Source organism: Dietzia sp. HMSC21D01, from assembly GCF_001815995.1.
Classification (GTDB): Bacteria; Actinomycetota; Actinomycetes; order Mycobacteriales; family Mycobacteriaceae; genus Dietzia; species Dietzia cinnamea.
Genome location: NZ_KV823998.1, coordinates 1 through 11,267 on the forward strand (window position 1 = coordinate 1; position 11,267 = coordinate 11,267).

Sequence of the window (11,267 nt, forward strand, 5' to 3'; positions counted from 1 at the left end):
GGCCCGTCCCACGCGGGTCTGCCGCCGGCGACCCACGCGCACGATGCGGCGAGCGGGCAGGCGTCGCAGTCGGGGCTCCGCGCGGTGCACACGAGCGCGCCCAGTTCCATCATCGCGACCGAGAACGCCACCGCCTCCTCGCGATCGTCGGGGAGCAGCGCCTCCACGGCGGCGAGGTCGCGCCGGATCGACGGCGGACCCGCCTCGGCGACCCCGTTGACCGCGCGGGCGACGACGCGCCGCACGTTGGTGTCCACCACGGGGACGGCCTGGCCGTGCGCGAAGCAGGCGACGGCGCGTGCCGTGTAGTCGCCGACGCCCGGCAGGGAGAGCAGGTCTTCCACGTCGGTGGGAACCTCACCACCGAATGTGTCGACGACGACGACAGCGCACTCCCGCAGTCGCAACGCACGGCGCGGGTAGCCGAGTTTGCCCCACATGCGGATCACCTCCGCGGGGGAGGCGGTGGCGAGTTCGGCCGGGCCCGGCCACCGCGCCAGCCACTCGCGCCAGACCGGCTCGACCCGGGTGACCGGCGTCTGCTGGCTCATCACCTCACACAGCAGGATCTCCCAGGCGCTCACGCCGTCCTCACGCCACGGCAGGGGACGGCCGGCACGGGAGAACCAGGAGAGCAGGGAGCGGGTGTCGATGCCGTGGGCCCCGGGGGAGGTCACCGATGAACCCTCCGGAAGGTACGTGCACAATATGAGACATGCCTCATACCAACCCGATCAGTGCCTGGGCCTCGCTGCGCGACGGCAACCACCGGTTCGTCGAGGGCCAGATGCGTCATCCGAGTCAGAATACCGAGCGGCGCGAGAAGCTCGTCGCCGCGCAGCACCCCAAGGCGGTGCTGTTCGGGTGCTCCGACTCGCGGGTGGCGGCCGAGATCATCTTCGACCAGGGTCTCGGTGACCTGTTCGTCATCCGCACCGCGGGTCACATCATCGACACCGCGGTGCTCGGGTCCATCGAGTACGCCGTGCACGTGCTCGACACCCCTCTGATCGTCGTGCTGGGCCACGACAGCTGTGGCGCGGTGAAGGCCACCACGGACGCGTTGGCGACCGGGGAGATCCCGCCCGGTTTCCTGCGTGACGTGGTCGAGAAGGTGTCGCCGTCGATCCTCAACGGCCGTCGCGAGGGACTGAGCACGACCGACGACTTCGAGGCGCGCCACGTGCTGGAGACGGGCGAACTGCTCAAGCAGCGGTCCAAGATCATCAGCGACCGGATCGACGAGGGCCGTCTGGCGATCGTCGGGGTCACCTACAAGCTCTCCGACGGTCACGCGTACCTCCGCAGCGCCATCGGGGACGTTCAGGACGTCCCGCACGGCCCGGGCGAGGAGATGGTCGCGGTCTAGCGGCCACCCACCGGCGGCGCCGTCTGGGGGACACGCCGCGCCGCAGGTCCGACGGTGCGCGGGCTCGGCTCTAGAGTTGGGCCCGTGCACGAACCCCAGGGCCCCCTTCCGCGTGAAGTCTATGTGCGTCGCCGCGTCGCCGCGGTGGTCGTCGCGGTCGTCGCCGTCCTGGTCGTGGTGCTCGCGCTCTTCCTCGCCTCGCGGGACACCGGGACGGACACCCAGGAGACCGCCACCGGCGGTGACGCGGGCTCCACGGAGCCGGTGGCCACCTCGGAGACGTCGACCACCGGGACCTCGGAACGCGACGACGACGGCGGCGCCTCGCGGGGACGGTGCGCGGACGAGGACCTGCGCCTGGATGTCTGGCCCGCCGAGCCGAACGTGGCGGTGGGGCAGGACGTGCGCTTCTTCGTGAACATCGTCAACGTCTCGGACACGACCTGTGACCGCGATCTGGCGGAGGCGCCGTTGTCGTTCGAGGTGTACCGCCTGGACGACAATTCCAAGGTGTGGTCGAGCATCGACTGCACGACCCCGCGCGACGAGGACGAGGTCGAGTTGCGTCCCGACGAGCCCGAGCCGCGGCAGATCGACTGGACCGGCCGCCGCTCGGCGGAGGGCGCGTGCTCCGAGGCGGACCGCACGCCCGTGGAGGTGGGCGCGTACCAGGTGTACGCGCTGGTCGGGAACGTCTTCAGCCCGGCGGCCACGTTCAACGTCGTCGAGGCCCCCGAGTCCTGAGCCGCGCCCGGGTCAGACGATGCCCAGGCCAGTGAGGCGCTGGTGGACGTGCCGCGCCCAGAGCGCGCCGACGCCCTCGACGTCCGCGAAGTCCGACTGCTCGGCCGAGAGCAGCGCCGGGACCGAGCCGAAGCGCTCGACGAGGGCCGTGATCTGCACCGGCCGCAGGCGCGGGATGTGCGTCAGCATGCGGTACCCTCGGGCGGTCACGTGGTCGTCGAGGTCCTCGGGCTCGGCCGGCAGCCCCAGGCACCGGGCCACGGGAGCGGGCAGGAGGAGGTCGGCGTCGGAGAGTGCGGCCAGCCGCTCGAGCCCGGCGTCGATCTGCTCGGCGGTCGGGACGGGGCGGCGATCACCGTCGACGGGCTCGACCCTCAGGTGGTCGGCGACGAGGCCCCGCAGTTCGTCCGGGGTGTCGGACAGCAGCTCCTCCAGCTGGAGAGTGGTCTGCCGGCCGTACTCGCCCATCTCCACGGTGAGCTCGGCGAGCTCGGCGCCCAGGCGCTCGAGGCGGAGCAGTCTCTGGGCCATGGCCACCACGTCGCGGACGGAGGCGTAGTCGCCAATCTCCGCCCGGTCGAGTCGGGCGCGGGCGCGGGCGGCGTGGGCGCCGTGACGCTCCATGGTCGCGACGGTCTGGTCGGCGCGCGCGAGCAGCACGACCGGGTCCGCGAGCACGCGGGCCAGACCGCCGGCGTAGACGGTGACCGTCGTCATCGACGCCGAGACGGCGACGGTGGGCACACCGGTGTGCGCGGCCGTCCGCTCGGCGGCGCGGTGTCGGGTGCCCGTCTCGACCGCGGGTAGCGAGGGGTCCGGCACGAGATGGACGTTGGCGCGGGTGATGCGGGACCCGTCGGTGGACAGCACGACAGCGCCGTCCATCTTGCTCAGTTCTCGCAGGCGGGCCGGGGTGAACTCGACGTCGAGGTCCACGCCGCCGTCGCAGACGGCCTGGACGACCGGGTCGTCGCCGAGCACCACGAGGCCGCCGGTGCCGCTGCGGCGGATCCGGTCGAGTGCGTCACGCAGCGTCGTGCCCGGGGCGAGACGGCGCAGGACGGCGCGCATCTCGGGGTCGACCGGCGAACCGTCGGCCGAGCGGGCGGAGAGGGCGGACGTGTCAGTGCCCCTCGGACTCGCCGACGAACTCCGTCGGACGGGTGTACTCGCCGGCCTCGACGATCTCACCGACGACGGCGGCCTTGGTCTCGATCCGGTCGCCGTTGGAGAAGGACACGGTGGCGGGCACCGAGGTGCCGATGCTCAGGTCGTCCGCCGACGGCAGGGTGGCGGTGGTCTGCTCGACGCACACGCCCTCGACCGGGACGGGCTCGGCGTTCTCGCGGGCGTCGACCACGATCGAGCAGCCGCGCTCGAGCGGCTGCGTCTCACCGAGCTGGACGGGGATCCCGTCGATCTGGACGCTGTCCAGGGAGACGGGCTCGCCCAGGCCGTAGCCGCTGAAGGAGGCGACGAAGCCGACGCGGGCCTCTCCGCCGTTCTCGGGGACGACCACCTGCAGGTCGTTGACCGCTAGGTCGCCGACCTCGCCGCCTCCACCGTCGACCGCGGCGACCTGGTTGGCTGTCTGCGAGACCTGGCCGGCGCTGCAGGCCGACGCCCCGAGGGCGGCGCCCACGGCCAGGACTACGAGCGCGGTGCGGCGCAGGCCGGTGTTCGGTGAAGTCACGTCAGGCTCCTCGGGGATGGTCGTCTCTCAGGCCGGTCTCATCGTAGTCCACGGCGGGTCCGGACCTGCGGCGGAGTGCCCGCTCCCGCCCCCGCGATCGCGCCGTCACGCGTGGCACGTTGCTGACCTGCGCAAACGGAAAACGCCTGCACTGAGGGCGTGCTAAGATAGGTCAGTCGAAAGGGGAGAGCCACTCATGGAGTTCAAGGTCGGCGACACCGTCGTCTACCCGCATCACGGCGCCGCCACCATTCAGGCGATCGAGATGCGGACGGTCAAGGGCACCGAGAAGGAATACCTCGTCCTCAAGGTCTCACAGGGCGACCTCACGGTGAAGGTACCGGCCGAGAACGCCGAGTACGTGGGCGTGCGCGACGTCGTGGACCAGGCGGGTCTCGACAAGGTCTTCGAGGTCCTGCGCACCGAGCACGCGGAGGAGCCCACCAACTGGTCCCGCCGCTACAAGGCCAACGGTGAGAAGCTCGCCTCCGGCGACGTCAACAAGGTGGCCGAGGTCGTCCGTGACCTCTGGCGCCGCGACCTCGACCGCGGCCTGTCCGCCGGCGAGAAGCGGATGCTCGCCAAGGCGCGCCAGGTGCTCGTCGGCGAGCTGGCTCTCGCCGAGCGCTCCGACGAGGAGCGTGCGGACGCCCTCCTCGACGAGGTGCTGGGCTCCGCCGCCCCGGCGTGACACCCGCCGCCCACCAGACGGCATGACGCGTCAACGCGCGCCCGGACACGGTATCGTCGGCCACCCCGCCCGCACGGGCAGGGTGGCCGCCGTCGTCCCCGCGGCCGGATCCGGCGTCCGGCTCGGAGCGGGACTGCCCAAGGCGTTCGTCGAGCTACACGGCCGCACCATGCTCGAGCGGGCCGTCGCCGGCCTGTTGGCCTCCGGCGCCGTCGACGACGTCGTCGCCGTGGTCCCCGCGGACCGCGTCGCACAGGCGGAGTCGGAGCTGGCCCACCTCCGGGACTACGACCACCTCGTCGTCGTCACAACCGGGGGCGCGGAGCGCACCGACTCGGTGCGCAACGGACTCGCGGCGCTGACCTCCCACCGACGCCACCCCCGCGCGGCGATCTACGACGTCCTGCTCGTGCACGACGCGGCGCGCTGCCTCACACCCCCCGAAGCGATCCGGCGGGTCGTGGCGGCCGTCCGCGGCGGCGCGGTCGCGGTGGTCCCCGTCCTCCCGGTCGTCGACACCGTCAAACAGGTCGACGCCGACGGCTATGTCGTCGGCACCCCCGACCGTGCCGCCCTCCGCGCCGTCCAGACGCCCCAGGGCTTCGCGCCCGACGTCCTGCTCGCCGCCTACGACGCCGCCGGGGACGTGGCCACCGACGACGCCGGACTCGTCGAGCGGACCGGCGGTCGCGTCGCCACGGTCCCCGGCGACCCGCTCGCGTTCAAGATCACCACCGGCGACGACCACGCCCGCGCCCTCGCCGAACTCGACCCCGGCGCGTTCGTCCCCGCCGGCCCCCAGGAGGAGAAGTGACCGGACCCGTCATCCCCCGAGTCGGGATCGGCACCGACGCCCACCGCATCGAACCGGGCAAGCCCTGCATGATGGCGTGCCTGCACTTCCCCGACGACCACGGCTGCGAGGGCCACTCCGACGGCGACGTCGTGGCCCACTCCCTGGTCGACGCCCTGCTGTCCGCCGCCGGGCTCGGCGACCTCGGTGCCCTCGTCGGAACCGGCCGGTCCGAATATGACGACGTCTCCGGTGAACGACTGCTGCGCGAGGCGTGCGACGAGCTGGCGCGGAACGGATGGGCCATCGGCAACGCCGCCGTGCAGATGGTGGGCAACCGGCCCAAGATGGGCCCACGGCGCGTCGAGGCCGAACAGCGGCTCGGCGAGATCATCGGCGCGCCCGTCTCCGTCTCGGCCACCACCACCGACGGCATGGGTTTCACCGGTCGAGGCGAGGGGGTCTCCGCCGTCGCCACCGCCCTGGTGTACCGGGCCTGACGCGGGCGCACCGGTAGACTCGGGCCCCGTGACGCTCCATCTCTACGACACCGCCACCCGCTCCCTCCGGGAGTTCACCCCCGTCCGGGAAGGGCACGCGTCGGTCTACCTCTGTGGAGCCACCCCCCAGGCCATACCCCACATCGGTCACGTCCGCTCCGGCGTCGCGTTCGACGTCCTGCGCCGCTGGCTGCTCGCCACCGGCTACGACGTCGCGTTCGTGCGCAACGTCACGGACATCGACGACAAGATCCTCACCAAGGCCGCGGAGAACGGCCGCCCCTGGTGGGAGTGGGCCGCAACCCACGAACGCGAGTTCACCCGCGCCTACGATGCGCTCGGCGTGCTACCGCCGTCCACCGAACCCCGCGCCACCGGGCACATGACCCAGATGATCGAGTACATGGAACGCCTCATCGAGCGCGGGTACGCCTACCCGGCCGAGGGCAGCGTCTACTTCGACGTCGCGGCGTGGTCGGCCGCGCCCGAGGGCGACTACGGGCACCTGTCCGGCCACCGGCTCGACGAGGTCGACCAGGGCGAGTCCGCCGACCTCCGCGGCAAGCGGGACCCCCGCGACTTCGCCCTGTGGAAGGCCGCCAAGCCCGGCGAACCCAGCTGGCCCACCCCCTGGGGCGACGGTCGGCCAGGCTGGCACCTCGAGTGCTCCGCGATGGCCACCTGGTACCTGGGCGGCACTTTCGACATCCACGGTGGCGGGCTCGACCTGCAGTTCCCGCACCACGAGAACGAGGCCGCACAGTCTCACGCTGCCGGCGACGGGTTCGCCCGCTACTGGCTGCACAACGGCTGGGTGACGATGGCCGGCGAGAAGATGAGCAAGTCGCTCGGCAACGTGCTCAGCGTGCCGAACATCCTCACCGCCGTCCGGCCGGTGGAACTGCGCTACTACCTCGGAAGTGCGCATTACCGCTCGATGCTGGAATACTCTCCCGAAGCCCTGCAGGAGGCGGCCGCCGCGTACCGGCGGATCGAGGCGTTCGTGCAGCGGGTGGACGAGGCCGTCAGGTCGGGCGGGGCGCCGGACGCCGGGGTGCCCGTCGGTGAGTGGACGGAGGCGTTCGCCGCCGCGATGGACGACGATCTGGGGGTGCCCGCCGCGCTGGCGGAGATCCACGGTCGGGTCCGGGCCGGCAACACCGCGCTGTCGGCGGGCGAGACGGAGGCGGCGCTCACCGCGGCCGCGTCCGTCCGGGCGATGACCGCGGTACTCGGGGTCGACCCGCTGGACCCGCAGTGGACCTCCGCCGCGGGCGGCGACGATGCCGCCCTCGCCGCCCTCGACCTCCTCGTCCGCGCGGAGCTCGAGGCCCGCGCTCAGGCGCGGGCCGACAAGGATTTCGCCACCGCCGACGCCATCCGTGACCGACTGGTCGCGGCGGGTATCGACGTGGCCGACACCGCGGACGGCCAGAAGTGGTCGCTCGCCCACCGGAAGGACTGACATGGCAGGGAACTCGAGTCGGCGCGGAGCCATCCGCAAGTCCGGCACCAAGAAGGGCCAGGTCGTCGGGTCGGGCGGCCAACGACGCCGAGGACTGGAGGCACGCGGCGCGACCCCCAAGGCGGAGGACCGGACCTACCACCCGGCACACCGTCGGGCCAAGGCCGCCAATCGCAAGGCCGAGGGCGCGCAGCAGCGCCGCCGCCAGGCACAGAAGCAGGCCGACGGCCCCGAGTACGTGGTGGGCCGCAACCCGGTGCTGGAATGCCTCCGAGCCGGCGTTCCCGCGACCGCGCTGTACGTCGCGATCGGCTCGGACGCCGACGAGCGGCTGACCGAGGCCGTGCACATCGCCGCCGGCAAGGGCATCTCCATCCTCGAGGTGCCGCGCACCGACCTCGACCGCATGGTGTCGAACGGCATGCACCAGGGCGTCGGCCTCCAGGTGCCGCCTTACCAGTACACCGACCCCGCTGACCTGCTGGACATGGCGATGGGTTCCTCCGAGCCCGCGCTGCTCGTGGCCCTGGACAACATCACGGATACGCGCAACCTCGGCGCCGTCATCCGCTCGGTCGCGGCCTTCGGCGGGCACGGGGTCCTCATCCCCGAGCGTCGCAGTGCCTCCATCACGGCCGTCGCGTGGCGGACCTCCGCCGGCGCCGCCGCCCGGCTCCCCGTCGCCAGGGCGACCAACCTCAACCGGACGCTGCTCGACTGGGCCAAGGCCGGGGTGCAGCTCGTCGGCCTCGACGCCGGCGGTGACGTCTCGCTGGACGACTACGACGGCACCGGGCCCACGGTCATCGTGGTGGGCTCCGAGGGCAAGGGTCTGTCCCGGTTGGTGCGTGAGAACTGCGATTCGATCCTGTCGATCCCGATCGCCTCGGAGGTGGAGAGCCTCAACGCCTCCGTCGCGGCGGGCGTGGTGCTGTCGGAGTTCGCGCGGCAGCGGCGCGTCAAGGGCTGACGGCGGCTGGCCGGCTGACCGGACTCGCGGTCGCCGGCTGACCGGTGCGCTCGGACCCTCCACTTCGGTTCACGGGCAGCCGCGCCTGTACATGTCACCCCGCCCGTCGGCATGGCGTCTCGCGTCCGCGGATGTCACGCGGCCCGTCGACATGGCGTCTCGCTCGGGCATCGGGGCTGGCGAGACGCCATGCCGACGCGCGGCTGTGTTCTGGCCGGGCAGTTTCGGGTGCGAGACGCCATGTCGGGGAGCGGCTGCGAGTGGCGCGGGCCCTGTTTCGTGCTCAGGCCCGCGGGCGGTGGGGTGACCGGCAGCGGTCGAACGCCGCGCGCGCGTACTCCCACGTCTCGACCCCGTAGTAGAGGTGGCCCGCGATCATGTAGAGCGCGGCGAGTCGCTGGTACGTCCACGCCCGGTCGAGAAAGGTGTCGTCGACCCGGCCGACGTACCGGGCCAGGACGCCCTCGACGAAGCGCGGGCCGTATTCGTACAGTTCGGCGAAGTCCACGGCCGGGTCTCCCAGGCACATGTCGGTGAAGTCGATGAGCCCCAGCTGGCCGGGGGCGGAGTCCCGGTCCCAGTACAGGTGGCGCGAGTAGACGTCGTTGTGGAGGAACACCCGCGGCAGCAGGGTGGACTGTAACGCGCCGACCTCGTCGCAGATCTCGTGGGCGGTGCGCATCTCGTCGGGGGTGAACACCGACGGCAGGTCGTGGGCGACGATGCCGCGCACGAAGTCCAGGTTCTCGGGTTGGTAGGAGTACGGGACCCGGTCGAGCGGCGGGCCCGAGACGTCCTGGATGTGCAGCGCGGACAGGAGTGCGCCCAGCTGGCCCGCGATGACCGTCTTCTCAGGGTGGGGCAGGCTGTGCAGCAGTTCCGGGGTGAGGCGCTGACCGCGCACCAGCGGGTAGCCGGCGAACCGCCCGTGTTCGGGAGCGTGCGAGTAGCGGGGGAGTGCCGCCTCCACACGCCCGGCGAGGTGCTCCAGGACCGCGATCTCGGTGGGCAGCTGGGTGAGCGCCTGCTCGTCGTCGGGGAAACGGAAGACCAGATCGCGGTGCCCGAGGGCGTCGTCTCCGTGGCAGCCGTGGCAGATCACCACGACGTGGTCCCAGCCCTCGTCGACCCGCTCGGCGCGGTCCCAGCTCAGTGTGGGGTAGTCGGCGCGGATGGCCGCGAGCCCGGCGGCGGCGGGATGAGCACCGGGGCCACCATCAGGATGAGCACCCGGGCCGGTAACCGGAGAGCCGGCGCCCGCGGGGCCACCATCGGGGTGAGCACTGTGGTCGCTGTTCACGGCTCACACGCTAGTACCGGGGGTCAGCGCCGGACCGCCGCCACCGCGCGACATGCCAGGTAGATGACGAACGAGACGGTGGTGACGAACACCGAGACGGGCACGCCGGGGGCGAGCGAGAGCAACATCCCGCCCACGGCGGCGAGCTCGGCGAAGAGGATCGTCAGCCCGATGGCCTTCGCGGGGCTGGAGGTGACGGCGGCCGCCGCGGCGGCGGGGGTGATGAGCAGGGAGAGCACGAGCAGCGCGCCCACCACCTGTACGGCCTGCGCCGCCGCGAGCCCCACGAGCACGGCGAAGATCATGTTGAGCGCCCGCACGGGCACACCGCGCGCCGCGGCCACCTCGGGGTCGGCGGAGGAGAACACGAGCGGCCGGTACAGCGCGATGAGCGCCACGCAGATGATTGCCGCGACCACCGCCATCTGCACGAGGCCGTTCTCGGAGACACCGACGATCTGCCCGGTGAGCAGGGAGAAACTGGTGCCGGACCGCCCGGGATAGAGGTGGATGAACAGCACCGCGAGCCCGAGGCCGAACGCCAGCACGACCCCGATCGAGGAGTCTCGTTGGGAGGCCCGCGAGCCCATGATCCCGAACATCAGCGCCGCGATCACCGACCCCACGATGGCCCCCAGGCCGAGGTTGAGCCCGAACAGCAGCGCGGCGGCGGCACCGGTCAAGGCGAGCTCGCTGGCGCCGTGGACGGAGAACGACATCTGCCGCATGATGATGAACGGTCCGATCGCGCCGGAGAGCAGGCCGAGCAGCGCGATCGCGGCGAGACCGAAGATCACGAAGTCCTGCTGCAGCAGGTAGGCGGTGGTCTCGGTGTCGGCGATGGACTCGACGATCTCGAGCAGGCGGTCCATCAGTGCGCTCCGTCCCCGGTGTGGTCGTGGTGGTGTCCCGTGGTCCAGGGCTCGGTACACAGGTGCTGGGTGTCGCCCACCACGATGATCTGTCCGCGCACGCGCAACACCTCGACGGGGGAGGAGTACAGCTCGGACAGGACCTCGCTGGTGAACACCTCGTCGGGAGTGCCGATGCGGTGCCGCCCGTCGACGAGGTAGACGATCCGGTCGACCATCGGCAGGACCGGGTTGATCTCGTGGGTGACGAACACGACCGCCGTGTCGTGCTCGCGGCGTCGGTGATCGAGGACGGAGGCGACGGTGCGCTGACCGGTGAGGTCCAGGCTGAGCAGCGGTTCGTCGCAGAGCATGACACACGGGTCGGCGGCGATGGCCTGGGCGACGCGCACACGCTGTTGTTCGCCTCCGGACATCCGCCCGAGCGGCTTGTCGGACAACGTCGTGGCCTCGAGGCGGGCGAGGGAGTCGGCGACGATGCGGCGCTTGTCGGCGCGCCGGGACGGCCGGCCGGGTCCCCAGCGGGTGCCGTCGATCCCGAGGGCGACGAGGTCGCGGCCGCGCAGGGTGATGCCGGGGTCGAACGCGCGTTGCTGCGGGACGTAGCCGAGGTGGGTGGCGCGGTCGCCCGGCGGCCGGCCGTCGACGAGGACGCTTCCGGCGTCGGGGCGGTGCTCGCCGAGCAGGACTTTGAGCAGGGTGGTCTTGCCGGCGCCGTTGGGCCCGAGGACGGCGACGAACTCGCCGGGCCGCACATCGAGGTCGAGGTCGCGGATGAGGGTGCGGCCGCCGCGCGAGACGGTGACGCCCCGCAGGGAGACGACCGGACCGGGCCCGGGGGCGCCGCGCTCGTGGTCGGCGGACGGGTCG

The 11,267-nt window shown here is 72.1% G+C and carries 13 protein-coding genes; 7 read left to right on the forward strand and 6 right to left on the reverse strand.

What is annotated here, in order from left to right; all coding sequences use genetic code 11:
- On the reverse strand, window positions 1-677 hold a 677-nt coding region (locus HMPREF3086_RS12175; RefSeq protein ID WP_305790938.1), incomplete at its 3' end, for an HhH-GPD family protein.
- 38 nt (window positions 678-715) lie between these two features.
- Here HMPREF3086_RS12175 and HMPREF3086_RS12180 point away from each other — a divergent pair.
- Together HMPREF3086_RS12180 and HMPREF3086_RS12185 are read left to right on the forward strand one after the other, a co-directional pair.
- The gene (locus HMPREF3086_RS12180) at window positions 716-1,369 is read left to right on the forward strand and encodes a carbonic anhydrase (protein WP_061916542.1); all 654 of its coding nucleotides are present in this window, start codon (window positions 716-718) and stop codon (window positions 1,367-1,369) included.
- 84 nt (window positions 1,370-1,453) lie between these two features.
- Window positions 1,454-2,113 carry a hypothetical protein gene (locus tag HMPREF3086_RS12185; protein ID WP_063973016.1) on the forward strand — a complete coding sequence of 220 codons (660 nt, stop codon included), beginning with the start codon at window positions 1,454-1,456 and terminating at the stop codon, window positions 2,111-2,113.
- 12 nt (window positions 2,114-2,125) lie between these two features.
- Here HMPREF3086_RS12185 and disA read toward each other — a convergent pair whose 3' ends face one another.
- A complete protein-coding gene (gene disA / locus HMPREF3086_RS12190; protein WP_070722099.1) occupies window positions 2,126-3,184 on the reverse strand; it encodes a DNA integrity scanning diadenylate cyclase DisA in 1,059 nt (352 codons plus the stop codon).
- A 52-nt stretch (window positions 3,185-3,236) separates the two neighbouring features.
- The gene (locus HMPREF3086_RS12195) at window positions 3,237-3,806 is read right to left on the reverse strand and encodes a hypothetical protein (RefSeq protein ID WP_070722101.1); all 570 of its coding nucleotides are present in this window, start codon (window positions 3,804-3,806) and stop codon (window positions 3,237-3,239) included.
- 196 nt (window positions 3,807-4,002) lie between these two features.
- On the opposite strand from HMPREF3086_RS12195, the gene HMPREF3086_RS12200 reads away from it, so the two are divergent.
- The 5 genes from HMPREF3086_RS12200 to rlmB are packed head-to-tail and all read left to right on the forward strand — an operon-like array spanning window position 4,003 to window position 8,225.
- Window positions 4,003-4,497 (forward strand): CarD family transcriptional regulator, encoded by a 495-nt coding sequence (locus HMPREF3086_RS12200; protein WP_061916532.1) that lies wholly within the window; start codon window positions 4,003-4,005, stop codon window positions 4,495-4,497.
- A 22-nt stretch (window positions 4,498-4,519) separates the two neighbouring features.
- Entirely contained in the window at window positions 4,520-5,311 is a 792-nt protein-coding gene (ispD, locus tag HMPREF3086_RS12205) for a 2-C-methyl-D-erythritol 4-phosphate cytidylyltransferase (RefSeq protein ID WP_070722103.1), read from the forward strand.
- A complete protein-coding gene (gene ispF / locus HMPREF3086_RS12210; protein ID WP_070722105.1) occupies window positions 5,308-5,790 on the forward strand; it encodes a 2-C-methyl-D-erythritol 2,4-cyclodiphosphate synthase in 483 nt (160 codons plus the stop codon). Before ispD ends, ispF begins: the two co-directional genes overlap by 4 nt.
- Window positions 5,791-5,818: 28 nt before the next feature.
- Window positions 5,819-7,255, forward strand: a complete 1,437-nt coding sequence (cysS, locus tag HMPREF3086_RS12215; protein ID WP_070722107.1) for a cysteine--tRNA ligase — start codon at window positions 5,819-5,821, stop codon at window positions 7,253-7,255.
- A gap of 1 nt (window position 7,256) precedes the next feature.
- Window positions 7,257-8,225: a 23S rRNA (guanosine(2251)-2'-O)-methyltransferase RlmB gene (rlmB, locus tag HMPREF3086_RS12220; protein WP_061916526.1), complete on the forward strand. Its 969-nt coding sequence runs from the start codon at window positions 7,257-7,259 to the stop codon at window positions 8,223-8,225.
- A gap of 283 nt (window positions 8,226-8,508) precedes the next feature.
- On the opposite strand, the gene HMPREF3086_RS12225 is transcribed toward rlmB, so the two are convergent.
- The 3 genes from HMPREF3086_RS12225 to HMPREF3086_RS12235 all read right to left on the reverse strand — a co-directional run.
- Entirely contained in the window at window positions 8,509-9,525 is a 1,017-nt protein-coding gene (locus HMPREF3086_RS12225; protein ID WP_232303121.1) for an aminoglycoside phosphotransferase family protein, read from the reverse strand.
- 23 nt (window positions 9,526-9,548) lie between these two features.
- Window positions 9,549-10,397 (reverse strand): metal ABC transporter permease, encoded by an 849-nt coding sequence (locus HMPREF3086_RS12230; protein WP_061227456.1) that lies wholly within the window; start codon window positions 10,395-10,397, stop codon window positions 9,549-9,551.
- Window positions 10,397-11,267: metal ABC transporter ATP-binding protein (locus tag HMPREF3086_RS12235; protein ID WP_070722109.1), on the reverse strand; the 871-nt coding region annotated here is incomplete at its 5' end. The genes HMPREF3086_RS12230 and HMPREF3086_RS12235, both read right to left, overlap by 1 nt.

Excerpts from the sequence above, each read along its gene's own strand:
- disA (WP_070722099.1), bottom strand. The coding sequence starts at position 3,184 with ATGCGCGCCGTCCTGCGCCGTCTCGCCCCGGGCACGACGCTGCGTGAC.
- rlmB (WP_061916526.1), top strand. The coding sequence starts at position 7,257 with ATGGCAGGGAACTCGAGTCGGCGCGGAGCCATCCGCAAGTCCGGCACC.
- HMPREF3086_RS12180 (WP_061916542.1), top strand. The coding sequence starts at position 716 with ATGCCTCATACCAACCCGATCAGTGCCTGGGCCTCGCTGCGCGACGGC.
- HMPREF3086_RS12200 (WP_061916532.1), top strand. The coding sequence starts at position 4,003 with ATGGAGTTCAAGGTCGGCGACACCGTCGTCTACCCGCATCACGGCGCC.
- HMPREF3086_RS12230 (WP_061227456.1), bottom strand. The coding sequence starts at position 10,397 with ATGGACCGCCTGCTCGAGATCGTCGAGTCCATCGCCGACACCGAGACC.
- ispD (WP_070722103.1), top strand. The coding sequence starts at position 4,520 with ATGACGCGTCAACGCGCGCCCGGACACGGTATCGTCGGCCACCCCGCC.